The sequence below is a fragment of the Pediococcus ethanolidurans genome, assembly GCF_001437405.1.
GTDB classification, from domain to species: Bacteria; Bacillota; Bacilli; order Lactobacillales; family Lactobacillaceae; genus Pediococcus; species Pediococcus ethanolidurans.
Map to the genome: position 1 here is coordinate 11,804 of NZ_JQBY01000021.1, position 26,302 is coordinate 38,105.

A 26,302-nucleotide genomic window follows, 5' to 3' on the forward strand; every position below is an offset into this window, starting at 1 on the left:
AAAGACTTATTCACTGTAACGAAAATAATTTTCTCCAGTAAATAAGTCATGCTCAAAATTTTGATAACACCTTAATTATATTCAATTTAAAAATTTCTATCACTCATGCTTACCCGAAGTAATAACATTGTGACAATGTATCTATATTAGCAGTCAATGTATCCGCTGTCAAACTTTTACAAGAAAATAAAAGCTTTTGCAATTCTTTTTCAAGGCTTCTTTCATTCAGAAGTTAATTTCATCAGTCATTTTCAGGTAAACCAATTTCGCGATATCACAAATAAATGCCCGCACATGTGAGATCATGTAACATGACCACTTGCTTTTTTATTTTCTGTAACCTAGACTAATAAATGAAATTATTTGTAACTTTCATTCTATTTTTCAGGAGGTTTTCATAATGAAAACATATTTTCAAAGGTTAGGTCGTTCACTTCAGCTACCCGTAGCTGTTTTGCCAGCGGCAGCACTTCTTGTTGGTGTCGGCTTCTGGTGGGCTTCAGCGGATAACGGTTTTATTGCACGATTTTTACAAGCTGGCGGAAATGCCATCTTGAATCAATTACCATTGCTCTTTGCCGTTGGTACCGCTCTTGGTATGGCAAAAGATAAAGATGGTTCAGCTGCTTTAGCTGGTTTGGTCGCCTTTGAAGTCCCGACCAATGTTTTAAAATCTAGTTCAGTCGCAACCTTGCTTGGAACTAAGGTTGCTTCAGTTGATCCTGCCTTTGGCGCAATCAGCAACGTTTTCATCGGCATCATGTCAGGTTTAATTGCAGCTGCTTTATATAATCGATTCCACGAAACGAAGTTGCCAATGGCGCTTTCGTTCTTTAGTGGTAAACGTTTAGTTCCCATTTTGGCCGCTTTAGTTATGCTCATCATCAGTGCCGTGTTACTCGTCGTTTGGCCACCCTTATATAACGCCTTGGTCCTTTTCGGAAAATTTGTGGTTGGCTTAGGACCACTTGGCGCAGGAATTTACGGCTTTTTCAACCGTTTACTGATTCCAACCGGACTTCATCAAGCTTTGAACTCCGTTTTTCTGTTTAATGTTGCTGGCATCAATGATATTGGTAAATTTTTAGCACATGAGGGTCCTAAGGGAGTTACTGGTATGTATCAAGCTGGTTTCTTCCCTGTCATGATGTTTGGTTTACCAGCTGGCGCCTATGCCATTTATCGAAACGCTCGACCTGAACGAAAACAAGAGGTTGGTTCCTTAATGTTGGCTGGTGCTTTCGCATCTTTTTTCACCGGTGTTACTGAACCACTTGAATTCTCATTTATGTTCGTTGCTTGGCCTCTATATGTGATTCATGCTTTCTTTATGGGCCTTTCAATGGCGTTTGCCGCCTTCATGCACTGGACTGCTGGTTTTTCATTTAGCGCTGGTCTAATTGATTACGTGTTAAGTTTGAAGAACCCCATTGCCAATCATCCTTTAATGCTAATTCCCCAAGGATTAGTTATGGCGGCCATCTATTACTTTGGATTTAATTTTGCCATCCAAAAATTCAACTTAATGACCCCCGGAAGAGAGCCATTAGCAGAAACTGACGATGGTACTGCATCAACAAGCATCAAAACGGATGAGAAAGACGACAAATACACCGTTCAAGCCAAAAAAATTTACGTCGCCTTAGGTGGTGCAGAAAACCTGACCGCCGTAGATAATTGTACAACTCGCTTACGTTTGCAATTAAAAGACACTGATAAAATTGACGAGGTTGCCATAAAGAAAAGCGGTGCCGTCGGTTTAAATAAATTAGATAAAATAAATCTTCATATTATCATTGGAACCGAAGTTCAATTTGTTGCCGATGCGTTAAGCAAACTATTTAACGAAAAAACACCACTTTCAGAACTTGAAGGTTCACTCATTACCGACACAGCTTCAAAAGCTACCGATACTTCGATAAAATCAGCTGTTTTGAACGAATTCTACGGTGTAGCGGATGGTAAATATATGAACATTGAAGATGTCAATGATCAAACTTTTTCACAAAAAATGTTAGGTGATGGCTTTGCTATTGAACCCACAACGGGAACCATCACTTCACCTGTAGACGGTACAGTAACCACAGTTTTTCCAACTAAACACGCGATCGGTTTCACAACCGATTCTGGTTTGGAAGTTCTCTTACACATGGGAATTGATACGGTTGAACTAAAAGGTAAACCTTTTGATGTAAAGGTGAGCGATGGTGAACTTGTTAAACATGGCGATTTGGTTGCTCAAGTTGACTTACAAGCCATCAAAGCTGCTGGTAAACAAACACCCATGATGGTAATTATCACCAACATGGATGCCGTTTCACTGCTGAAATTTAAAGTTATGAATAATCAGGTTTCTTCTACAACTAAAATTTTGGAGGCCACAACCAAATAGTAAATTAAAGATTTATGTTCAACAACTAAGTATAATTTTGAGGCTTTTAGTTCTCAACTGAAGGTTGAAAGTATCAAGATCACTTCAATAACTGCTGTTAAACGACTTAGACTCAAAGAAACAGTTTAACTGCCGTCCTGCGGCTCACTTGGTCTGGAACGGGGTGGGCACGATTTGAAGCCAAGAAGTACACTTGTCTTCAAACTCGGCCTTATTCTAAGTAATAAATCTAAAAAAAGATTGAAGTTATAGTGCAACACGGAATTTTCCGTTAAGCCTATAGTTTCAATCTTTTTTATTTTAAGCTACTGCTACCGAAATTTTTTCAATAATTTCTTTAAAATCAGTTAACGTCTGTTTCCAAGTAATTGATTGCAAATGAGAAACACCTTTTTTAACTCGTTTTTCAATCACAAAACTGTTTAATCTGGCATTTAAAAATGTTTGCGCCAAATATTTTTCGTCAAAGCTGGTCTGTAAATACGATCCTGCTGGTAAGAAATACTTGCCCGTTCCTTCCTTGAAATCAATGAGTGGTAATCCACAACTCATCATTTCGAACGGCACAAGTGAAAAGTTTGTCATAGACGGCGCGATTCCGAAATCGCAGCGATGATATAAATCAATCATTTCTTTTTGAGTTAGCTTACCTAAATTTTCACCATTAATGAATTTTGCCGATTTTTCAGTCCCAAAGTAATGCAAATTCAGTTTCATGTCATGGCTAGCTAAAATTTGCTGACAGTTTTTCAAACTCAATTGAATGTTGATTGGTGCGCGTCTTGGACTACTCCACTTGGTATACACTGCAACATCAAAACTACTTTTATTTTGGTAACGACTAAAATCTCGTGATTGATACGGATACTGTTCCAAATTTACTGGGAAATTGATTTGATTAATAGGACTTGTAACTTCACAATTCTCCTTAATCATTTTGGCACACCAAGGTCCCAATGAAACCATATGAAGACCCAGTTCATAACTCTTTTTGGCCATCTGATAACGATCACCATAAGGATAGAAATAGGGTTCATAGTCTTGAACAAAATACATTTTATAGCCTGGTTTATTTTTGATCACGTAAGCCGATTCCCATAATGTGGCAATCCAGATATCAGACTTGTGTAAATCCAATTGACTCATGTCTAAACAGGTACCTTCATATCCTGCATAGTTGAACTCTGCGTTTTGGGCCATTTCTTGACTTGATTGTGGGACATAACTTAAATAGTAGACATCATATCCCTGTCGACTCAGTAAAGTTCCTAAATGCAACATGGTGGTTTGTCCACCATCATAAGCAATGACACCTGTAGTCACAAACGTAATCGAATGGTACACATCCTTTTTTGTTTGTTTAACAGGTTCACTATTGAAATACTTTAAAATCCCATCATAACCATGGATATCTCCCTGAGGCACATCCTTGGTTGCTGTTTTTACTGGTTTCATACTAATTCACTCCTACTTTAAAGCTTGAATACTTTCCGTTTGTTTACTTACTTGATTAGTTGTTATTAATAATTTGTTCTTAGTTTCTGGAACAGCTAAGTACACGAATATGATGCAAAGCACCCCGCAGCCGGCAAAAATTCGAAAAACTACAGATAAACCCAATGCACTCATCAAAATCGGATAAACAAAGCTAACTGCAAAATCAGCCATCCAGACAAAGAACGTCGAAAGACTCATACCAACATCGCGAATATCAATTGGAAATAGTTCCGACAAAATTAACCAAGTCAATGGACTGATTAATCCCTGTTGGCAAATTAGGAATAACGTAATGAATGCCAACACAGTTATAACTAACCCTGGTCCCCTTAATAAACGTGTGACAATACTTAGAGCTGCTAAAATCGTTGAACTACCAATTAAGCCTGCCAACAATAAGTGACGTCGTTTATAGCGTCCTACGATTCGCACACTCACACCCACACTTAAAACAGAAACCAAACCGATAATGATGTTGCCATAAAGCGAAGAACTCCGGGTCAATCCTGTTTTTTCTAACATTAATGTCCCATAATACATAATGGCATTTACACCAGTAATTTGTTGAGCAATTGCCAGTCCAATCCCGATTAAAACTAGTTTCAAGTTGCCCGAAAAAATGACTGATCGCCAATTTTGTGGTTGAATATTAGTCTCATCAGTTTGAAGGTTTTGAACTTCTTGCTTAGCTTCTTTAGGTTGCAAATATTTCAACATAACGGCTTTGGCTTTTTTGAAATAGCCATTTTTCCACAACCAAATGGGACTTTCAGGAACTGAGCGATCCTCAAACAATAAAATCCAGGCGGGTAATGACGCCATGAATAACATGATTCGCCAAATCCACAATACATGAGTAAACATCCCACCAATAATCGCGTTTACGGCATAAGCAAAAAATTGTCCTAACACAATTTTGAAATCATTGCGTGTCACAACCATGCCACGTGCATTAATTGGTGAAATTTCCGATAAATAAACCGGAATAATTTCGGACGCTGCACCAACAGCAATGCCCAAAATAAAACGAAATAGAATGAAAATTAATTCATTCGGTGCCAACGCACAAAATAGATTTGCTAAGATAAACAAACTTGCAATCCATTGCACAACCCGGTGGCGACCATAAATGGCCGAAACCTTCCCAGTAAACATGGAGCCTAATGCAGCTCCTAATATTAAAATACTGGATACTAAACCTTGACCCGTCGCATTTAAATTAAGTTGCGACCTACTCGACATAAATGGTAACGCACCGTTAATCACACCTGTGTCATAACCAAATAACAATCCACCGATTGTAATTACGCTGGTTGTATGACGTAAGTTACGTGTTCTCTGATGCAAACAAATCACCCCTTAAAAAATAAAAATGCCATCTTTAAATCAGTCTTCTGTTTCGAAAGTTCCCCTCCTCCACTAGCTAATTTAAAGTGCCATCCAAGTAAACCGTAACACTGTATTTGGGCATTACCAAGGAAACCACCCTATAAAACGTTTTCACGGTTGCTTTTTCAATCTTCCGTTAAAAAATAAAAACACGCAATTTCTAATATTACGAAATTGCGCGTTTGTTAAGAATTATAACTTTTTTTGCATCAAATAATCGGTTTGTCCATCATCGCCCATGAAAAACGAATGTTGTCCAATTCGTTTAAAACCAAATTTTGCATAAAATCGCTTAGCTGGTTCGTTGTGTTCTCAAACGCCTAACCAAATTTTGGACTTGTGTGCTTCATGCGCCAATTTTTCTGCTTCTTGAATTAACCGGGTTCCAAGACCTTGATGTTTAAATGGAGGGCGAATATAAATTCTTTCCACTTCTAAACTGTCATCACCCATTTTTTCTGTTTGCGCATCCTTAACATTAACTTTCAAGTAACCTGCTATTTCTTGATTAACTTTAACAAAGTAAAAACGCGAATTAGGATTCGTTAATTCACGTTGTAGTTTTTTTGATTCATAAGCCGTTGTCAAATAAGCGTCCATAATTTCAGGCGAATTGTAAGGTTCAAAAGTATCTGTGTGAGTTTCAATACTAACTTTTTGTAATTCTTGCCAATCATTCTTATCCATCTTAACTAATTGTATTTGTTTGATCATTTCAGTACCTCCGTTGATTACCCTTTTTTACATAATTCCAATTGGTTGCCACGTTTTTACGCATTCGTGATAATAAATTCTCCGCCACTTTACGTTCTTCATCAGTAAATCCTTTCAACGCAACACCAGTAGAATATTTGTTTTCTCGTTGAATAATCGGGAAAATTTTCAATCTCTTTGCTGTCGGATAAAGTTGTTTATTTTTCTTATTGTTTTCATCCATTCTTTTTTCAATCAGTTCATTTTGTGTGAGTTTTTGAATGGCGCGCGCTGCTGTGGTGCGATCAACATTAAGCATATCGGCTACTCGTTCTTGAATGATTCCTGGATGTTCACAGATTCGCACGAGGTAAAGATACTGTCCTTTGGTTAACTCATATTGTTTAAATTCAATGTTACTAATTGAATCTAGTGCTCGGGCAATCGTTCCGATCTCTCGTAAAACATCAGCCATTTCACTCACCTCGGTTAATAAAAAATAGTATAACGTTTTGTTGCAAATACAGCAAAATAGATTTTAGAATACTTCAAGCTCGCCTTAATCAAAATGGTTAGTTTAAACCACTCAGTGTATAATTTAATTATTCACATATTAGGGGGAGAAAAAATGAATAAAAGGCAAAAAGCCGTTTTTAATTTAATCGACGAGACCTATAAAGATCCAAAAATCAAACAAAACACAGAAATTTCAAAGCTTTTGCTAACCTATGCAACTGAATTGGAAAATAATGTTGAAGTAAAACTTGTCTGCGTCAAACTTAATCGTGAAATCACACTATACTTAAATACTCATCAATACGTTGCACCACAAGCACTGACAACGTTATATCAGGAAATTGCTTCACTTGCTGAAAGTTATTGGGGACGTGCTTATCTATTTTAAAGTCAAAAATGAGGTCTGGAATTTTTTTCCTGACCTCATTTTTATATATTTTAATTTATTTTCAATTCTGTAGCCAGAATTTTTTTCATTATTTTAGTCTGACCACACAAACTTAGCTGTATCAATGACCAATTTTAGTTTGTTCCATTGCTCGTCTTCACTCAGATTGTTGCCCTCCTCCGTTGAGGCAAAACCACATTGGGCAGATAAACACAGGTCATCCAATGGCACATACTGACTAGCATCCTTAATTCGAGCTTTTAAAACAGATTGTGGTTCAAGTTCTGGTTTTTTAGAAGTAACCGGCCCCAAAACAATTCGTTGGTGACGGCCATTATCAGCAATTTTCTTAAGTGGTTCAAAACCACCAGAGCGTTCATCATCATATTCCAAGAAATAGCCATCAATGTGAAGCTGAGCTAGATAGTCAGCCACTGGATCATAGGCACCAGCACCTGCCCAAGTTGAAGCATAGTTGCCACGGCAAACGTGCATGGTCAGGGTTAAGTCATCTGGCTTGTTATCTGCAATTGCATTGATTGCCCGAACAGCCGCTTCGGCTACAGGTTTCAGCTCAGGGTTTAATGTTCCCTTTGAAAAACTGGCCCACATTCCCCATGAAGTATCGTCGATTTGTAAATAACGACATCCCAAATCATAAAAATGTTGAACTGTTTTTTGATACGCCACAATTAAATCATCTACAAAAGCATTTAAGTCGTAATCATAATGTTCATCAAAAATTTCGGCATCCTTATTTGGAAATAGAACCGATGGACTCGGAATCGTTTGCTTAGCCGTAATTCCTTCTGGAACAATACTATTTAGATAGGAAAAGTCTGCAAAGAATGGATGGTCAAGATTATAAGTAACTTTATCTGTAATCTTAATGCCGCCCTTACGTGTTTCTAGACCATTAAACGTGTATCCCTTCTCAGGTGTGAAGAAATGAGCCCCATTCAACCCATCAAAGAAATCTAGGTGCCACCAACTACGCCGAAATTCGCCGGCGGTTACTGCCTTTAAACCAAGTTCAACTTGTTTTTTAACAATGCGACTTATTTCTTGATCCTCAACTTTTTTCAAATCATCGGCACTAATCTCATGGGCGTGAAACTTTTCTCGAGCTGCTTTCAGAGCTTCTGGTCGTAACAAGCTGCCAACCTCATCGTATCGATATGGAAACTGATTTTTTACACTTACTGTCATCTTATACACACTCCTATTTATATTTAAACGGTAGATTGTAAAATTTAAGTTGAACATATTAGTGGACAGAAAAACCCATAAAGGTCTTTAATGGTGTCACCACAACATTCCACTAGAAAGAAGGACCTTTATGGGCACCACTATTTTATCATTTGAAGACCGCGTTGTCATCGAAACACTTCATCATGAAAAGCACTCACTTCAATATATTGCCGATTATTTAGGCTTTAGTAAAACCACTATCTTTAATGAGGTTCATCGCTTAGCTGGTGAGTATCACGCAGTTAAGGCTCAAACTGACCATGAAGTTAAACTTAGTCATCGTGGTCGTAAAACCATCTTAACGACTAACCTAAAGCGATTGATTGAAGAAAAAATCAAGATCCAAAAATGGTCAATTGAACAAGTGGCTCATGTAGTTAGAATTGCCTACAAAACCATCTATAACTGGATTGATCAGGGACTACTGGATATTAATGTGACTGATTTACCTGACCATGGTATTCGTCGCAAACGATCTAAAGAAACCCGTGGTAGTTTTAGTCATGGACGTTCCATCGAAGATCGTCCAGCTGAAATTTCTGATCGTAATACTTCAGGTCACTTCGAAGCTGATACAGTTTTATCTGGAAAACGTAAAGGTCAAGCAGTAGCTACGTTTGTCGAGCGTAAGAGTCGGCTTACCATCGTTAAACGGCTTAATGGACGAGATAGTACTTCAATGACCAAGGCTATTTTAGAATTGGCTAACCAGTTAGGAGATAATCTCAAGACCCTTACTGTTGACCATGGGAAAGAATTCGCCAACTACAATTTGATTGAAGAACAGACCGGTGTTCCGCTGTACTTTGCGCACGCTTATTCGCCACATGAACGAGGCAGTAATGAAAATCGCAACCGAGTACTCTACGCCGCTTCATTCCCAAAGGTCAACCGATTGATGAGATTACCGATGATGAATTGATTCAAATTAACTGGTATTTGAATTCCCGACCACTCAAATGTTTAAATTGGCGAACACCGATTGAGATCTTTTTGCGTAATCTGCGTTACTAAATTTGTTCAAGTTATTTCTTGCAATCTGCCATTTAAAAAAACAGCCCTCGCAAGGGCTGTTTTTTTAAATACATAAACATTATATTTCGATCTATGAATATTTCAGGTATATGGTAGTTTCTTATGTTTTGCTATTTCATCTTCATAATATCAACGTGACATGACACATTATGCCGTTTAATATTTATTAGAAAATTTAAGAAAATATAATCAAAATAAACGTACCAATTCTCTACATTAACGTTTTTTTAATTTAAAGCTAAAGGTTAAAAGTCCAAAACACATTTCGTTGCCTGATATAATAACCTTTATATCACTGTGTAGGTTGCAAAGATTAGTCTTAGTCTGGAAGCAAATGGGCTCAGTAATGACATTTATCTTAGCAGCTTTCGCTTAGATAAAGGTCGAGCTTGGAGACGTGGTTTGCGGCTTCAAGTCGCGCCCACTACTACGTGTAGAAGAATGATTTTCGTTCCGAAAATTTTGATACTCCGTACGATTTCGATTCTTGTGGCAAAAATCAGCCGCAAGAACTCGCACTACGTTCCAGCCCAAATTTGCTGGAAGACGGATTTTAGACTATTTTTTATAAGCTAAGTCGTTTAACATCAGTTATTGACGTGATTTTGATACTTTCAACCTTTAATTTAAAGCAAAAAAAGTACCCCATTATAATAACGGAGTACTTCAATACTAAAAGTCTGGCCTTACGAACCAGAATTTAAATTAAATTAGTCAAGCTTTGTCTTATTTTGAACTTCAAGTTTGTCGTTGAAGTCATAAACAACTGGTTCGCCAGTTGCCATTTCAAGATTCATGATATCTTCGTCTGAAATGTTTTCGATGTACTTGCTTAAAGCACGTAATGAGTTACCATGTGCGGCAATGATAACATTCTTACCATCTAATAACTTAGGAGCGATTTCGTCTTCCCAGAAAGGAATAACACGTTCCAAAGTAACCTTAAGGTTTTCGCCACCAGGAATCATACGTGGGTCTAAGTTAGCATAACGACGATCTTTTGCTGCTGAACCTTCAGCATTTGCATCCAACAATGGAGGCAAAACATCGTATGAACGACGCCAGATATGAACCTGTTCATCGCCCCATTTTTCAGCTGCTTTAGCTTTGTTTTGGCCTTGTAAAGCACCATAATGACGTTCGTTTAAGCGCCATGTCTTAACTTCGGGAATCCAAAGTTGGTCAGATTCCTCTAAAGCATAGTGTAAAGTCTTGATTGCACGAGTCAATACTGAAGTGAAAGCATAATCAAATTCGATGCCTTGTTCCTTGATTAACTTACCAGCGTTCTTTGCTTGTTCTACACCTTTTTCGCTTAAGTCAACATCGACCCAGCCAGTAAATTGGTTAGACAAGTTCCATTCACTTTGACCATGACGGATTAATACTAATTTTGCCATAATGTGAAAAAACCTCTTTCTTTTTTAAGTTTACAGTTGTTATTTTACACTAAAACGAAACAATTTGCAGGATCATTTCAAACGTTTCAAAATATTAAACTTTTGCCTCTTTTTATTGAGCAGCTTCACTCACCGAAATTCCCTTTTGCGCGGCCTCTTTAATGATATTTCGTACATCTTGATCACTAAATTGACCTGATTTGTTTCCTAATTCTTGACGCGCATTATTAATCTGACTTTGCGTAATTACTTTACCATTTAATTCCTTATCTTTTTTGGTCACCGTATATTCATTACTACCAGAATAATTGTCAGCCGCCTGTTTCTCGGCCGAACTCAAATTAGGAGCTGGGAGTGTAGAAATGCTATTACTACTGGATGACGCTGAAGCTCCAGTTGTTCCATCAGCAGCCGTATTATTACCATTAGAACTGCTTTGCGCGGAACTAGATGTAGAACCAGGCATTACCGCCTGTGACAAACCTGTTTTATTGCTCTTTTGAAGTTGTTTAGCGGTCTTCCATTGCGACGTGTAATATGTTTTCTTAAATTCCTTAGTATTAAACAAGGTATCGAGTTGTTGATTCGAAAGGGTAAATTCCTGTGCCTCGTTCAATTCACGTGCGTACTTCAAAATTTTATTATACTTAGTAATATTTTTTTGAACCTTTTTTATTTCTTGAATCTTCTCATGTGATCGCGAATTTAAAACTTCTGAACCATGATGAATTTTATAAACTTGTGCAAATGTATTCTTAGAAGTACCAAAACGATGATTTTCTAATTGGTTCATCGCGCTGACAAAGACTTTAGTTTGTTTCAATCTATGTGTGGCAACTGCGTCATTATTTCGCCGCGTTAAAGCTTCCTGAAAGTAGTTTTCAGCTGCCGTATAATTATTATCATTAATTGCCGCCGCAGCATTTTCCATATCCATGTGATACTGCTTTTCAATTGATTGGTGTCGTGAAAAGGCATAGCCCCCCACAATTAAAATCACAACAAATGTTACGATTACCCATGTCCATTTCCTCAAACGTGCCACCCCCAAATCTGTCGGTCCTTACTTAGCCGACGCATACGATAATTATAGCATGTTATCAATCTTAAAAGCGTTTTACCGTTTTACAATAACCTTAAAATTCGAAAAAATGAATTAGGGAGCGTATAATAATCATGTTTAATCTTGTTATTCATAAGAGAAAGGATTCGAATCGATGTTAGAGAAAAAATTTTACAAAACATTTTTTAAACACTCCTTCAATATTCCCATTAAAGTTAATTATTGGGATGGTAGTTCTGAAACTTACGGAGATGGCAATCCCGAAGTTACAATTACCTTAAACGAGGCTGTTCCTGTTAAGCAGATCATCAGCAATGCATCCATTGCACTTGGTGAAGCCTATATGGATGGCAAAATTGAAATTGATGGCAGTATTCAAGCTTTATTAACCTCAGCGTATGAAACAGCTGGTAGTTTCTTCCATAATAAGAAGTTTATCCATTTTCTTCCTAAGCAAAAGCATGACGAAAAGGAAAGCAAATCGGATGTCCAGGATCATTATGATATTGGTAATGATTTCTACAGATTATGGTTAGATCCAACGATGACTTATTCATGTGCCTACTTCGAAAAAGATACAGATGACCTCGAAACGGCACAAATTAATAAAGTGCATCATATTTTGAACAAGCTGCATCCACAACCTCGACGAACCTTGTTGGATATTGGCTGTGGCTGGGGAACTTTAATGCTGACGGCCGCAAAAGAATATGATTTGCGTGTTGTTGGTGTGACACTTTCACAGGAACAATTCAATTTGGTTAATCAAAAGATTAAAGATGAGGGCTTGGAAAACGTGGCTGAAGTCCGTTTACAAGACTATCGTGAGATCAAAGATGAACAATTTGATTACATTACCAGTGTTGGCATGTTTGAACATGTGGGTAAAGAAAATCTCCAAACTTACTTTAAGTGTGTTTCTGACTATCTGAAAAAGGATGGTGTGGCTTTGATTCATGGAATCACACGTCAACAGGGTGGTGCAAACAATGGTTGGTTGAATAAATGGATTTTCCCAGGTGGTTATGTGCCTGGTTTGGAAGAAAATATTCATCATATTATTGAAAACGATATGCAGATTGATGATTTGGAGCCTTTGCGTCGTCATTATCAAAAGACAACGGAAATTTGGGATAAGAACTTCAACGAGCACCGTGAAGAAATTACAAAGATGTTTGACGAACGGTTTGTGAGAATGTGGGATCTTTATTTGCAGGCGTGTTCGGCATCATTTGAGTCGGGAAATATTGATGTTATCCAGTACTTGTTGACAAAGGGTGCGGGAGCAAGCAGCAATGTGTTGCCGATGACAAGAGAGTATATGTATAAGTAGTGAGCGGAACAAAGCGTTTAGCTTCAGATAAATAAGCGGGATGAAAGTCAGGCGAATGCCGGACTGGGAATCCTGCTTATTTATCTGAAGCTGCTTTGTGAAGCTGTCCTAAATAAGTGAGCGAGGCAAAGCGATAGAACCAAATAAATAAACGAGGCGTTGGGCAGGCGAATGCCGGGCTTGAAGCCTTGTTTATTTATTTGGGTCTGCTTTGTGAAGCTGTCCTAAAAATAAGTGAGCGAAGCAAGTCCACCATCTCAAAATACCTAAAATTTAAAAACAGACAGTGTGATTTCTTCAATCGCATTGTCTGTTTATTTTTAAATTACCATCGATAATAGCATCACTGCCACTAACCCGAATACTACTGAAATCGCCATTGATCTCGTCCAATATGAAATGATTATAACAATTACGGAAGCCAAAATTAAATCAAAATTTCCGGATGAAATAAAATGATAAGTACCAGAAATAAAGATATCTTTTACAACAATTGCCGTGAACAAAGAAACTGGCACGTATTTCATCCAGTCATTAAACCATTCTGGAATTTTTCGATTTGAAAAGAACAAAATCGGTATATATCGAGGACCAAATGCCACAAAAAATCCTAAAATAACAATCAGCAAATGGTCAGTTACACTATAATGCATATTACAATCTCCCGGAATTCATCTGAATTAGATTTCGATATCTTCCTTATCAACTTCTGGTTGTCCTGATGGATCGTGAATTTTATACAGTAAATGACTGTTAGGCCATCGTTTAGTTACATAACTTTCGATCATAAATCCTAAGAATGAGGCAATCAAAGTCGAGATAACCAATCCTAACGTACTCTTAGTTAACAACATAAAGAATACCGCCAAAATACCGGCAATTACTGAGATCAGTAAAATCAAACGTGTTTTAATTTGCATCACAATCATATATAAGAATAAAGCCGTTAGTGCAAAATTAACTACTGTCAGATCAATTTTAACCGCGCTACCAATTAAACTTCCAATGACATTGGATACTGTCCAAACTAGTAACGACCAGTGTTCAACTTGCAGCGCATCTTTAGGTGTCCAGTTACGGTCGGTAACAAATTTTAGATAATTAATTGCATAATTTTCATCATTCATTGAAATAGCAAAGAAAAATAAGAAACGGTGATTTTGTCCCTTTAAATACCCCGCTAAACTTGAACCTAAAAGTGCATAACGTAATTCCAAGAAAAAAAGCATTAAAATAATCGTTAAAATTGGTGCTGTCGTTGTAAGCATTTGAGCGATCATAAACTGTGCACCACCCGAGAATACAAAAACAGATACTAGCCCAGTTAAAATCGTATTAAAACCGGCTGCATGTAGAAGAATCCCACAGGCCAGTCCAATTGGTGTGTAACTCAGGCACAATGGCCAGGCTTCCTTAAGCGTTACCCGCCATTGTGGTCCATTTTCAAGTTGTTTCACAATTCTTTCCTCCAACGGATCTTCAAAGTTGGACCATTCTTACTGAAATTTATAGAAAACACTGCGAAATCATTTTAACATTTTCAAAGTATATTGAATAGTGCCTTTTTTAGACATTTTTAATAAACTCACCGTTAAAAAATAAAATTAAATGAAAACGCGTTAAACAGCCTTACCCAGAATTTTCAAATCCATTAAATTTCCATCAAGTTCAGCAACCTTTGGCAACGTGCCCCAGGTTTCATAACCCAATTTTTTGAATAAACCTAAGCTTGGTAAATTTGCGCCAAAAATTAAGCAAACAATATTTTTAATTTCTAAACTGGGGGCCATTTGTTCCGCGTATTGAACCATTTTGGTTCCTAAACCTAAATGTTGAAATTGACGATCAATATAAATGCTGATTTCAGACGTAATATGATAAGCAGCACGTGGATGATAAGGCGACAAACTGACCCAGCCAGCTCGTTTATCATCTAACCATGCCACCCAAATCGGGTGTGCATCTGGTTTGTGAGCTTCAAACCATGGCAGCCGTTGTTCAACCGTAACTGGTTGTAAAGACGCCGTCACAATATGACTCGCAATTGTTTGATTATAAACAGAAACAATAAAAGGTAAATCCTCTTTGGTTGCTAATTTAAACTGAACTTCACTCATTTTATGAACCCTTCTTAAAAGACATTAGCGACTGAACGCCAGAAACGAACGAAAACATTAGCTTTGGCAACGGATTTCTTTGCAACTAATTGCAGATTTTTATCAGCAGATTGTAGATAAGTTAAATTTTGATCATTTAGTTTGACCGCTGCCGTTCCTACCTTCTGTCCCTTAGTTACTGGAGCCGTTAATTCAGAATCGTTTTTTGCTTGGTTACTAGTAAAATCAACCGAACTAGTTGACTGGTTTTTTGCAACCCAAACTGTCGTCGCTTGTTTTAATACCGCTTTAACAGATGTTACTTTTCCTTCTGGAACCTTAAATGTAGCAACTTGAGTTCCCTTTTTATAATTCACCGGCTTAAAGTTATTGTACACGTATTTCATAATTGTCTGTGTATTGGTGAAGCGTGCATTGCCTTCATCCTTGGAACTTGCTCCCATCACAACCGTAATAATACGGTGGCCATTTTTCTTTACCGTACCCGTAAAACAGGCCATCGCTTTGTCAGAAGTTCCAGATTTTAGACCGTCCACATTATAACCCTTAAGGTAGTCGGCCATCTTAGGTAACATATAATTGTGAGTAGTCATCTTGACCGCATCACTAGTTCCCTTTGCAAACCAGGCACTGGTTTGTTTCGTCGTTTCCAATACTTCGGGATATTCTTTTAATAACTTGGAAGCCATAATGGCAACATCTTTTGCCGACATTTCATTTTCATCATTCTTGGCTGTGTTAGGATATGCTTCTTTACCAACCTCACCTTCAGTTAGACCAGAAGCGTTATAAATTTTGGCATCCGTAATGCCCCATTTTTGGAGTTGTGCTCGCATTTCGTTAACAAAGGCCTTCGAAGATCCAGCTTGTGCGATTCCTAATGCCATCACAGCAGCATTAGCCGAATAGATCAATGAAGCTTTATACAGGTCACGAACAGTGTAGGCCCGTGATGTGCTTAACGGTACGTTTGTTAATCCTGATTTTGTACTGATTTTAGCCACATTGGCATTTATATGGACACGCTGATTCCATTTCATTTTACCTTCATGTATGCTTTTTAACACAAGATAAATAGAAAGCATCTTTGACATTGAAGCAATTGGTAAAACTTTTGAACTATTTTTAGCATATAAAACTTGTCCCGTTTGTGCATCTACTGCAATCCCTGATTTAGCTGAAATTGAAGTCGTTGTTTGCGCCTGAACTGGAGCAATCACTAATGTACTTAACATCAAAATTGTACTGAAAATAATTGCTAATTTTTGTTTCCATTTTTTAAACATTAGCCCGCCACCTTTTATAACAAGAATATAACAAATTAAACACTTTGCGCAAAATTTTTTGTTGATCAAAAGAAAAACGAAAATCCATTTGCACAAATTGGTCAATCTAAGATCAACACAAGTTTTTCTAGGTTAATCTTTTTGCGCGAATAATTTTCGTTTTTTATAACTTTTATAACCGATTCTATCTTTTTTCTCTTTGTCTGACAACCGTCAAACTACTATAACTATAGTACTTTTCCGCCGAGTCTCAGGACAACTCTGCAAATCAGGTAAAGAAAGCTAAACGCGTTTCCTGCGGGATTGCGATCCTGCACTACCTCGGTTCTAAGGTCTGCTTTCGTACCGAAAGCTTTTTTCTCTGTACGTTGTCCATTCTTGTGGCACAAACCAGCCGCAAGAACTCGCACTACCTCGGTTTCAAGGTCTGCTTTCGTGCCGAAAGCTTCTTTCTCTGTACGTTGTCCATTCTTGTGGCACAAACCAGCCGCAAGAACTCGCCTCCAACCCAATCTTTCATTCTTTTTTCCGCCGAGCCCTAGGACAACTCCGCAAATCAGGTAAAGAAAGCTAAGCGCGTTTCCTGCGGGATCGCGATCCCGCCTCCAACCCGCTTAGCTTTCTTTACCTATCGATTTGCTTCGTTCACTTTATTTTGTTTCAACGGCATCTTCACTATAAAACTAGTTAATTTCTCACTTGATTCCACACTAATTTTTCCATGGTGCAACTCCACAATACTCTGCGCAATTGCCAAGCCCAAACCAGTTCCTCCCGTTGCCTTCGATCTCGATGATTCCACCCGATAAAACCGCTCAAACAAATGTTTAATCGATTCTTCAGGAATCATCTCTCCATCATTAGAAACCTTAAAAACTATCTGGTCACCACTTTGAGTTGCCTCCAAATTAATATGTCGGCCACCCTTCGCATACTTCAACGCATTAGAAATCAAATTATTAAATAAGCGACCCAATTTTTCAGCATCGCCCTCAATTTTGATATCCTTTGGCTTAGCCTTTGTATCAATTTTCATATTTTTCTTTTCGGCTTCTAATTCAAAACTAGCAGCTAACTGTTCCAACATCGGTTCAACTGAAATTTGATTAAACGTCATTTTGGTTGATGCCTGCCGCACTTTTGTATACTCAAAAAGATCTTCTACCAAAGATTTCATTTGTTGTGCTTTTAAAAATGCCGTGTGCGTGTACTTTAGAACGTCATCCTCATTTTGATATTGCTGATTTTCAATCAATCCCAAGTACCCAATAATGGAAGTCAGCGGCGTTCTTAAATCATGACTCACGTTTGTAATTAATTCATCTTTGGACTGTTCAATTTTACGTTCTTCATCCATTGATTCAATAACCGAATCAACCAGAGCATTGACACTATCAACAACCCGTTGATGGTCACCTTTCAATGTAAACGGAATTCGATGATCAAAATGACCATCCGCAATATAATGCAGTTCACCAATAATATGGCGTAACTGCATTTGTTTATATCGTCTCATCAACCGCCAATAAACAACCCACACATCAACGATTGCCATGAAGAAAATAAAGACGTTTTGATAACTCCAAACACGATAATTATTAGGCCCAATCGTTATTGATTCCTTAATTTGAAAAATACCACGTTCCAAGCCTGGATTGCTTCGAATAATTTCATTAACCAGAATTAAAATGGATAAATTTAATAGAAGCAATAAAATAACGGTAATAAAACCTTCACCTAATAATTCACTTTTTTCTCGTGCAGTTAATTTCAAAGTTATTCCTCGCTCGATTCTACTTAGTGAGACTCAATTTTGTAGCCAACACCCCAAACGGTTTCGATGACTTTTTCCCCACCAGTGGCTTCCTCAATCTTGTCACGTAAATGACTGACATGGACCATGACAGTTTTTGCAGAAATAATACTTTCCTGCTGCCAAACACGCTCAAAAATATCATCAGCCGAAAAAACTCGATTAGGATGACTTGCCAATAGATACAAGATTCCAAATTCAAGTGCCGTTAGTTGAACTGACTTACCAGTTAAAGTTTTAACTTCATGTGAATCACTATTAATTGTCAACGGTCCAATATCTAAGACTTCTGGCTCATCTTGTTTCAAGTCATTTTGACTACGACGCAATAGTGATTTTACTCGTGCCATAACCTCTAAAGGATTAAAGGGCTTTGCCACATAATCATCCGCACCGGTCAATAATCCCTTAATTTTATCCATATCTTCTGTTTTGGCGGATAAAATTAAAATTGGCAACTGAGAGTCACGACGAACCTCACGAACAACTTCAATACCGCTCATTTCGGGCATCATGACATCTAGAATCATCAAACCGATTTCGGGATCAGTATGTAATTTTGTGAGTGCTTCTTTTCCATTAAATGCAGAAACTGGTTCATAACCTTCATTTTTAATGTAAATATCGAGGAGTTCAACAATTTCTTTATCATCATCTACGACTAAAATTTTCATTATGCGAAATCTCCTTAAAATGCAATTTCTTTAAGTGTAGCAAAAAAATAATCAACACGGAATTATATCGTTCAGGTTTTAGGTAATGTTAAGAATACAAGTATAAGATTCTGTTAGTAAATTAACAGTTGCATTCTCAAAAAGTTTATTATTTTACTAATAAACCATTCGTGGTAAACAAAACAACGCCAAAAACAGAAAGCAGCACTGCAATCAAAACGAGAAACCAGATTAGAACTTCTAGGTCAAAAAATTTTCTTTTTCTAATTGCTCGAATTAAACGAACAAGGATATATAACACCACTAATAACATGAAAATAATATAAACAATTAATCCCATGCGTTTTTCCTCCAGTTTTCTTAACAATTTCAAATCTCTGAATTTTGGAAAGAGATGTAATCAAGTATCATTTTACCCTTAACAAACAGTATTACCAATAAACTCCTACAGGTTGAAAGTATTAAAATCACTTCATGGCCAAACAACCCCATAAAAGTAAAGAATAACTAAACGTAATTTTTTAATATAATCAAAATGACCACCATCGATTAAGACAGTGGTCACTTCTTATGATTCAATTTCACTTTTATATTTTGCTGGACAGCAAATTACTTTTTATAGTTTGGTGCCATTTTTGTCATTTGAACATCATGTGGATGTGATTCAATTAATCCAGCATTGGTAATTTGGACAAATTGAGCATTTTCAGTTAATGCATCAATTGTTGGTGCGCCGACATAGCCCATCCCTGAACGTAAACCGCCAACCATTTGAAAAATAATATCTTCAACTGAACCTTTATACTCCACACGTGCTTCAATGCCTTCTGGTACCAACTTGTTGGCTTCATTTACGCCGCCTTGGAAATAACGATCTGCCGAACCATTGGACATGGCACTTAAGCTCCCCATCCCACGATAGCTCTTATACTTCTTACCGTTATCTTCAATAACTTCACCAGGAGTTTCATCTGTACCTGAAAGCATGCTGCCCAACATAACAGCATTTCCACCAGCCGCTAAAGCCTTAACGATGTCACCAGAATACTTGATACCACCATCTGCAATAATGTGTTTCCCATAAACTCGGGCAACAGTGGCTGCGTCATAGATAGCTGTGATTTGAGGAACTCCTACACCAGCTACGACCCGTGTTGTACAGATTGAACCAGGACCAATGCCAACTTTCACAACATCAACACCCGCATCAAAGAGGGCCTTTGTTCCTTCACCAGTTGACACGTTTCCAGCAATTAAAGTTGCCTTGGGGAAGTGTGCTCTGATTTCTGCAATTTTTCGCAAAACACCAGCTGAGTGTCCATGAGCAGTATCAATGACAATTGCATCCGCACCTGCTTGAAGCAAGGCGTTAGCTCGATCAAAAGTATCACTAGTTACGCCAACTGCAGCAGCTACCAATGGACGGCCGTCTTGATCACTTGATGCATGACGGTATTTTGTCTCATCAGCCTTACCAGCTGCTTTTACTTCCAAAACTTGAGTCGCTTGATCTTCAATGGACATATTCTTATGAATTACACCCATACCACCTTGTCGTGACATGGCAATTGCCATTGCCGACTCAGTAACTGTGTCCATTCCTGCACTAATAATGGGAACATTCAATTTGATGTTATCTGTTAGCTGTACCGATAAATCTGTTTCATTTGGCAAAACATGGCTTTCTGCTGGTATTAACAACACATCATCAAAAGTTAAACCTTTTTTCACAAATTTTGTATCCCAATTAGTCATAATTATGATCTCGCTCCTATTCGTTTTTTAATGTACTTTTTGCTTCCAGCAAAAAATTCTATTCTCACTACGGATGTCCATCCTCGCTATCCCGCTAAAGCGGTTAGTCGGACTGGCTCCTATTCGTTTTTTAATGTCTATTTTGCTTCCAGCAAAATCCTATTCTCATCACGAATGTCCATCCGTTCTATGTGCTAAAGCACTAAGACGGACTGGCTCCTATTCGTTTTTTAATGTACTTTTGCTTCCAATAAAAATCCCTATTTCTACATAAATCCGCCAGTTACGTGATAACGCCGCTTGAACCACATACGCACACCAAACATAATTGCCGCAATCGCTAAATAAGCTTCAAATGGTAGCACTGGATTCAAACTTTGTGGTAACGACGAGAATGCCATATAGGCAACCATCCATACCAAAATCATCCCTGTCGCCATTCCGATAGTTTTCCAAATTGACTGGCGCTCTTTTTTACTTGATGTCGGCTGCAAACGGTCTGTTAAGAACGGTGCACATGCGCCACCAATAATTGAAATAGCTAACATTGCCGTAATGCCTGCTGGTCCCGGTTCTGAAGTGATCGATTTTGGTTGGAAGATCATCATGATACCAAACATCAACGCAAAAATCATGAAGAACACCATACCATTATCTAAAGCCTTCATCCAATATTTAGTTTCAACGGGTGCTTTTCTAGGTCCTTCGACAATTTCTTTAACGCGATCCGTCGGTGTTCCGTAAATCTGTTTAGCCGTCTCACCTTTTAATTGGCCTTCCAATAATCGTGCTTTGGTCTCTTTTAAAGCCTCTTCTTTTTTATCATCAGCCAGCTTATCATCTTCATTAAGTTCTTTAGTCAAACGAAACATAAAATCTTCATTTCGCTTAGTGTAGGTTTGTTTACCTTTTCGTGCCGGTTGCTGTTTACCTGCATTGCGCTCTGTCGTTTTGTCTTCACTCATGTTCGATTCTCTCCTCTATTTGCGACTAGCTATACATTAAATCTAAATTCAATGATATCGCCATCTTGAACTACGTATTCCTTACCTTCCAAGCGCAGTTTACCAGCTTCACGAACCGCCTGCATACTACCGTTTTTATCTAAATCAGTATATGAAACAGTTTCGGCACGAATAAACCCACGTTCAAAATCAGAATGAATAATTCCCGCACACTGAGGTGCCTTCATTCCCCGTTTAAATGTCCACGCACGCGTTTCAGGGCCGCCCGCTGTGAAGAAAGTTTCCAATCCTAAAAGCTTGTATGAAGAACGGATTAAGCGGTTTAATCCGGGTTCCTCAATTCCTTCAGCCTCTAAAAATTCTTTTTTATCAGCATCTTCTAGCTCTGCAATTTCTTCTTCAGTCTCAGCAGAAATTCCAATAACTTCGGCTTCTGGATCGTCTTTGGCAACATAATCTTTAATTGCTTGATAGTACTTGGAATGCTCTGGATCCGCCATATCGTCTTCTGCAATGTTAGCCACATACAAAACTGGTTTTGAAGTTAATAAGAAAAGACCGTGAACAATCTTAAGTTCATCTTCATCAAAATCGATTGAACGAACTGATTTACCACTTTCCAAAACAGGTTTGATTTTTTCAAGAACAGCTAATTCAGCTAATGCATCTTTGTCACGACTCTTGGCTGCACGTTGTACCTTACCAAGGCGTTTAGTTACGGCATCTAGATCGGCAATGCTTAATTCAAGATTAATTGTTTGAATATCTTCAATTGGATCTACCTTACCAGAAACAGTCGTAATATTATCATCGTCAAAAGCACGAACAACATGAACAATCGCATCTACCTGACGAATGTTTTCCAAAAATTTATTTCCTAAACCTTCACCCTTGCTGGCACCTTTAACGATTCCGGCAATATCGGTAAATTCAAAGGTTGTTGGCACAATTTTTTTGGCCGGAATAATTTCTTGAATTCTAGCCAACCTTGCGTCTGGAACTTCAACCATCCCTACATTAGGGTCAATCGTCGCAAATGGATAATTGGCCATTTCGGCACCGGCTTTTGTAATTGCATTAAACAAAGTTGATTTTCCAACATTAGGTAAACCAACAATTCCTGCTGTTAATGACATTCTTCACACGCTTTCTTTAATAATTTTAATTTAAGTGTATACATGTAATATAGTAACAAAAAAGGACGGCAAGGGACAGAGGGAGGGCCTAAAAAGAGTGGAATCATTTGATAAATATTTTTGTGAAATGAAAATTTTTTCGCATTCCAAGCCAATCGTGCTAGACTTAAAAAAGTGAAATTATATTTTTATAATAATTATTTTTCGAAAAATTAAACCAAGAGGAACTCATGCGTAAAATTACGTTTATTATTACCACTTTTATTTTTGCCTTTTGTGGATTGTTTCTGTCACAGACGGTCAGAGCAGATGACACCACAACCAAACCGTTTCCTGATAACGAAATTCTTGGTGTTGGTTCTTATTTCAATGCATTTGCAGCGGGAACCATGACTATTGATGCGAACAATACCGCTCATTTAGAGGGACGTTACGCAAGTAATATCCTAGAGTCCAGCACAGATAGCTGGAACGCTCGTAATAGTGATACGCAGTGGGGAACTATCACAAGTGATGCTTCGGGTAATGCCATTGGTAAACCATTATTCACGGCTAATAAAGTAGATTCTAGTACAACATACGGTGCGTATATGCGTCACATGTTGGACCCGAATGCTCGTCAACGCGATAATTTGGCGGCACCGATTGTTTCTTCCAAAAATCAAGTTGTCATTAATAACATTCAAGCTGAAGCCAAGGATTACACAGATACAGATAAAACAAATCATGCTACTTTGATGAGTATTTTAGATATGGATCACACTGTGGGAACGACTTCTGATTTTTCCGGCACCAGTGGATCTAAACTGGCTTCCGTAAGTGGTAAAACACTTGATCCCAGCGCGACTGATGCATCTACTTACTTTGATGCGGCGGCCATTCAGTTTAATAAGATTTCGCAATACTATGATCAACTCACTCAACCCACTTCAGACGATAGTACTAGTGAGGATAAGGTGGTCGTGAATGATCACGTTAACGACGCCAAAGTCACCCAAACAACGCCTGAATACCAAAATTATACAAATTTAACGATCAATGTCACGTTGCCTGATAATTATAGTTCAGACGCCAATTACAAAACGCCACCAGTCATTATGGTAGGTATCAATGCTGCAAATGCCACTGATAAGATTTTAAACTTAACGATTAAAATTCATAACATGAATACCGCTACTACTTCCGTACAGGCTGGTGATTCTTCTTATGACTCTTACACCTACGCGCCATATATTTTTATTAATTGGGATAATGTCACCACTACCAGTCCTTTCAGCGATTGGCAAGGATCCTTCAAAATGCAAGCTTACAACGGCACCGATCCTGACGAGAGTCCTGTAAACTCTTCTAACGGAACTGAACAAAGTCAGCTTTTTTCAAGCCATGTTTTAAACAACTTTCCTAACGCCACAACGAGTGGTACAGATACACTAGAATTTGGTAATACAAATGAGGACAGTCAACTTTGCGGGGCAATGCTGCTACCTAATGCTAGTGTGTCACTTGGTTCAGGAAGCCGGACGCTCTATGGCAGCATCTTATCCGGAAAAAACATTACCATCGCACATGACATGCCGGCATCTCGTTTAATTGCCGGAACGTTTGATATTAATGACATTTCTGGAAATGTTTTTAACAACCTTCATTCAGTGGGCCCTTACATCAAAGATTTAAACCTAGTCACAACTAATCAGTTGGATGATAGTTCCATTTCGCCCGGCTTAACGGGTGGCACGGCCAACGAAAAAACGATTCACGTAACCGACCCTACCAAATCAGTTGGCCTTCAAGGAACCGTTGTGACCAGAAATAAGAATTATCAGTTGTTCTATAAACTAAGTAATAGCGAAACCAGCACTGACTGGCAGCGACTTAACGCCAGTGGTGTAAACACCAATGACAACAGTACATTTAAAGTGAATAACCTAACTAGTCTGTCTGGTTATCAACAAAATCTGACAACTGACAGCATGCAATCCGAAGCAGCTGGCGATATGCCTAGTCTTTCTACAGTTGGTGGTAATTTACAACGAAAAAATCAAATTGAATTGGTTGTGGCACCTAAAACAGATGACGATGGCAATGCTATTACGGCTAATTCCGATTTATCTACTTACCAACACACGACAATTAATTTAACGGAAACTGGTAAATTGACCGCCAACATTCCTAATATTTTTAACTTAACGGCTGATGCGACAGATCCAGATATTTATAGTTCACCCAGTGACAGTCAAAATATTACGATCGTCAATGATTGGCGAGTACCCTACACTTTAAATGTGCAATACAATAACGATCTTGCTGCAAAACTACCAGAGGATGGGTATACGCTGTTTGATCAACCGAAATTATTGAGTTACACGGCCAATGGTACTGCCTTTGATATTAGCCAACCGCTATTACAGCAATCAGGCGATAACAGTTTAATCGCAACATCTTCCAGTGATTTTCAAATTAAGCTCAACATGAAACAGCTATTCGCAAGTGGCATCGTTCAAACAGGAAAAAAGTATGAATTTCCGCTTTATTGGACATTGAATTATAAATTAACTTCCTAAATAGAATTGAATTACTTACAAAAAATTAGTGATTTCTATTGCAATTTGAATCGAATACCCTTATACTTTTAAGCTAGTCACCCAAAAAGGGGTATTATTACAAAATACAAGGAGAAAATATAATTATTATGAAGAAGAATCGGTTAATCGCTACATTAGGTATACTGGGAATTAGTTTGGCAATCGGGTTAAGTACAACTTCGGCACATGCTGATGATACTGATCTCGGTAAAACCTCAACTGGTAAGTTTTCAGTTACCGCCGGCGGATTAAAATTGGAAAGTGTTCCAAGTTTTGACTTTGGCACTACTAATTTGAAAGATTTGGTTTCTGGCACAACTTTGAAAAATCAAAGTACGACAGATAACACACTTTCCGTTTCTGATTATCGTGGCGTTTCAAATGATAAGTGGAATTTAACGGCAGCTTTAGGCAATTTCACTAACCAAACAGGCAGTGGTAGTGTAACTGGTACAATTGAGTTTAAAACTAACAGCTCAGCAGCAGGAACAATTGACAGTTCTGCCAGCAACGTTTGGAACTATACTGACGCAGACACAAATGGTGCAAGTACCGCTTCGGCCACAGTTGACAATGATACAACTTCTCTAACTACAAAGAACTATAACAATGTTGACAGTGGAGACTACTCGGCCGATGTTACTTGGACACTCAGTGATACTTCTGCTAGTTAATTTTACCCAAAAATCACAATAACCATGAGGTAATGACGATTAACTGACTTATTTGGTTAGCGCCGGTTACCTTTTTTTATTTCTAAAAGGAGATCACATGCTTCACAAATTAATGAAAATCATTTTAACACTAGGTATTTTTAGTCTCGGACTTTTGTCGTTACCTCATTCGGCAAAGGCTGCGGGTGCTAATTTCACAGTTGAACGAATTGCCAGCAATCAGCAAAATGATCCCACCGTTTCTTATTTTGATTTGAAACTAAAGCCTAACCAGACAACCGAAGTAAAGGTCAAAGTTACTAATTTAAGCAATAACCTGAAATATTCATAAAAAAAGAACTAA

22 protein-coding genes and 2 pseudogenes are annotated in these 26,302 nt (G+C 38.0%); 7 read left to right on the forward strand and 17 right to left on the reverse strand.

The window, feature by feature from the left end:
- Positions 1-400 precede the first annotated feature (400 nt).
- On the forward strand, positions 401-2,392 hold the full coding sequence (gene nagE, locus IV87_RS08635) for an N-acetylglucosamine-specific PTS transporter subunit IIBC (protein ID WP_057807404.1): 1,992 nt from the start codon (positions 401-403) through the stop codon (positions 2,390-2,392).
- A gap of 300 nt (positions 2,393-2,692) precedes the next feature.
- Here the strand turns inward: nagE and IV87_RS08640 are convergent, their stop codons facing one another.
- The 4 genes and pseudogenes from IV87_RS08640 to IV87_RS08655 all read right to left on the reverse strand — a co-directional run bounded on the left by IV87_RS08640 (position 2,693) and on the right by IV87_RS08655 (position 6,446).
- A complete protein-coding gene (locus tag IV87_RS08640) occupies positions 2,693-3,847 on the reverse strand; it encodes a glycosyltransferase (RefSeq protein WP_057807406.1) in 1,155 nt (384 codons plus the stop codon).
- A 12-nt stretch (positions 3,848-3,859) separates the two neighbouring features.
- Complete coding sequence (locus tag IV87_RS08645) at positions 3,860-5,236, reverse strand: sugar porter family MFS transporter (RefSeq protein WP_057807408.1); 1,377 nt, start codon at positions 5,234-5,236, stop codon at positions 3,860-3,862.
- Positions 5,237-5,470: 234 nt separating this feature from the next.
- Positions 5,471-5,992: pseudogene (locus IV87_RS08650) on the reverse strand (GNAT family N-acetyltransferase).
- A gap of 1 nt (position 5,993) precedes the next feature.
- Positions 5,994-6,446, reverse strand: coding sequence for a MarR family winged helix-turn-helix transcriptional regulator (locus IV87_RS08655; RefSeq protein ID WP_057807410.1), 453 nt, complete (start codon positions 6,444-6,446; stop codon positions 5,994-5,996).
- A gap of 153 nt (positions 6,447-6,599) precedes the next feature.
- On the opposite strand from IV87_RS08655, the gene IV87_RS08660 reads away from it, so the two are divergent.
- Positions 6,600-6,875 (forward strand): bacteriocin immunity protein, encoded by a 276-nt coding sequence (locus tag IV87_RS08660; protein WP_057807412.1) that lies wholly within the window; start codon positions 6,600-6,602, stop codon positions 6,873-6,875.
- A 93-nt stretch (positions 6,876-6,968) separates the two neighbouring features.
- On the opposite strand, the gene IV87_RS08665 is transcribed toward IV87_RS08660, so the two are convergent.
- Positions 6,969-8,084, reverse strand: coding sequence for a 5-methyltetrahydropteroyltriglutamate--homocysteine S-methyltransferase (locus tag IV87_RS08665; protein ID WP_057807414.1), 1,116 nt, complete (start codon positions 8,082-8,084; stop codon positions 6,969-6,971).
- 130 nt (positions 8,085-8,214) lie between these two features.
- Between IV87_RS08665 and IV87_RS08670 the strand changes: the two are divergent.
- A pseudogene (locus tag IV87_RS08670) lies at positions 8,215-9,140 on the forward strand (IS30 family transposase).
- A gap of 731 nt (positions 9,141-9,871) precedes the next feature.
- On the opposite strand, the gene IV87_RS08675 reads toward IV87_RS08670, so the two are convergent.
- Together IV87_RS08675 and IV87_RS08680 are read right to left on the reverse strand one after the other, a co-directional pair.
- Positions 9,872-10,561: a 2,3-diphosphoglycerate-dependent phosphoglycerate mutase gene (locus IV87_RS08675; RefSeq protein WP_057807416.1), complete on the reverse strand. Its 690-nt coding sequence runs from the start codon at positions 10,559-10,561 to the stop codon at positions 9,872-9,874.
- 112 nt (positions 10,562-10,673) lie between these two features.
- Positions 10,674-11,597 carry a hypothetical protein gene (locus IV87_RS08680; RefSeq protein WP_057807417.1) on the reverse strand — a complete coding sequence of 308 codons (924 nt, stop codon included), beginning with the start codon at positions 11,595-11,597 and terminating at the stop codon, positions 10,674-10,676.
- Between the two features lie 181 nt (positions 11,598-11,778).
- On the opposite strand from IV87_RS08680, the gene IV87_RS08685 reads away from it, so the two are divergent.
- A complete protein-coding gene (locus IV87_RS08685; protein ID WP_057807419.1) occupies positions 11,779-12,957 on the forward strand; it encodes an SAM-dependent methyltransferase in 1,179 nt (392 codons plus the stop codon).
- Positions 12,958-13,277: 320 nt separating this feature from the next.
- On the opposite strand, the gene IV87_RS08690 is transcribed toward IV87_RS08685, so the two are convergent.
- The 10 genes from IV87_RS08690 to ychF form a co-directional block, all read right to left on the reverse strand.
- Complete coding sequence (locus IV87_RS08690; protein WP_057807421.1) at positions 13,278-13,610, reverse strand: AzlD domain-containing protein; 333 nt, start codon at positions 13,608-13,610, stop codon at positions 13,278-13,280.
- Positions 13,611-13,637: 27 nt separating this feature from the next.
- The gene (locus IV87_RS08695; RefSeq protein ID WP_057807423.1) at positions 13,638-14,414 is read right to left on the reverse strand and encodes an AzlC family ABC transporter permease; all 777 of its coding nucleotides are present in this window, start codon (positions 14,412-14,414) and stop codon (positions 13,638-13,640) included.
- Positions 14,415-14,576: 162 nt separating this feature from the next.
- A complete protein-coding gene (locus IV87_RS08700; RefSeq protein ID WP_057807425.1) occupies positions 14,577-15,074 on the reverse strand; it encodes a GNAT family N-acetyltransferase in 498 nt (165 codons plus the stop codon).
- Between the two features lie 14 nt (positions 15,075-15,088).
- Positions 15,089-16,360 carry a serine hydrolase gene (locus IV87_RS08705; RefSeq protein ID WP_057807427.1) on the reverse strand — a complete coding sequence of 424 codons (1,272 nt, stop codon included), beginning with the start codon at positions 16,358-16,360 and terminating at the stop codon, positions 15,089-15,091.
- A gap of 628 nt (positions 16,361-16,988) precedes the next feature.
- Positions 16,989-18,134, reverse strand: coding sequence for a sensor histidine kinase (locus IV87_RS08715; protein ID WP_057807432.1), 1,146 nt, complete (start codon positions 18,132-18,134; stop codon positions 16,989-16,991).
- A gap of 23 nt (positions 18,135-18,157) precedes the next feature.
- On the reverse strand, positions 18,158-18,847 hold the full coding sequence (gene croR, locus IV87_RS08720; protein ID WP_057807434.1) for a response regulator transcription factor CroR: 690 nt from the start codon (positions 18,845-18,847) through the stop codon (positions 18,158-18,160).
- A gap of 148 nt (positions 18,848-18,995) precedes the next feature.
- Positions 18,996-19,187 (reverse strand): hypothetical protein, encoded by a 192-nt coding sequence (locus IV87_RS08725; protein ID WP_057807436.1) that lies wholly within the window; start codon positions 19,185-19,187, stop codon positions 18,996-18,998.
- A 269-nt stretch (positions 19,188-19,456) separates the two neighbouring features.
- Complete coding sequence (gene guaB / locus IV87_RS08730; protein WP_057807438.1) at positions 19,457-20,602, reverse strand: IMP dehydrogenase; 1,146 nt, start codon at positions 20,600-20,602, stop codon at positions 19,457-19,459.
- A gap of 266 nt (positions 20,603-20,868) precedes the next feature.
- Positions 20,869-21,567 (reverse strand): DUF1129 domain-containing protein, encoded by a 699-nt coding sequence (locus IV87_RS08735; RefSeq protein ID WP_057807439.1) that lies wholly within the window; start codon positions 21,565-21,567, stop codon positions 20,869-20,871.
- Positions 21,568-21,596: 29 nt separating this feature from the next.
- A complete protein-coding gene (gene ychF, locus IV87_RS08740) occupies positions 21,597-22,703 on the reverse strand; it encodes a redox-regulated ATPase YchF (protein WP_057807441.1) in 1,107 nt (368 codons plus the stop codon).
- 230 nt (positions 22,704-22,933) lie between these two features.
- On the opposite strand from ychF, the gene IV87_RS08745 reads away from it, so the two are divergent.
- The 3 genes from IV87_RS08745 to IV87_RS08755 all read left to right on the forward strand — a co-directional run bounded on the left by IV87_RS08745 (position 22,934) and on the right by IV87_RS08755 (position 26,290).
- On the forward strand, positions 22,934-25,264 hold the full coding sequence (locus IV87_RS08745) for a hypothetical protein (protein WP_057807443.1): 2,331 nt from the start codon (positions 22,934-22,936) through the stop codon (positions 25,262-25,264).
- Positions 25,265-25,392: 128 nt separating this feature from the next.
- On the forward strand, positions 25,393-25,959 hold the full coding sequence (locus IV87_RS08750) for a WxL domain-containing protein (RefSeq protein ID WP_057807445.1): 567 nt from the start codon (positions 25,393-25,395) through the stop codon (positions 25,957-25,959).
- Between the two features lie 97 nt (positions 25,960-26,056).
- Positions 26,057-26,290: a WxL protein peptidoglycan domain-containing protein gene (locus IV87_RS08755; RefSeq protein ID WP_057807446.1), complete on the forward strand. Its 234-nt coding sequence runs from the start codon at positions 26,057-26,059 to the stop codon at positions 26,288-26,290.
- Positions 26,291-26,302: the final 12 nt, after the last annotated feature.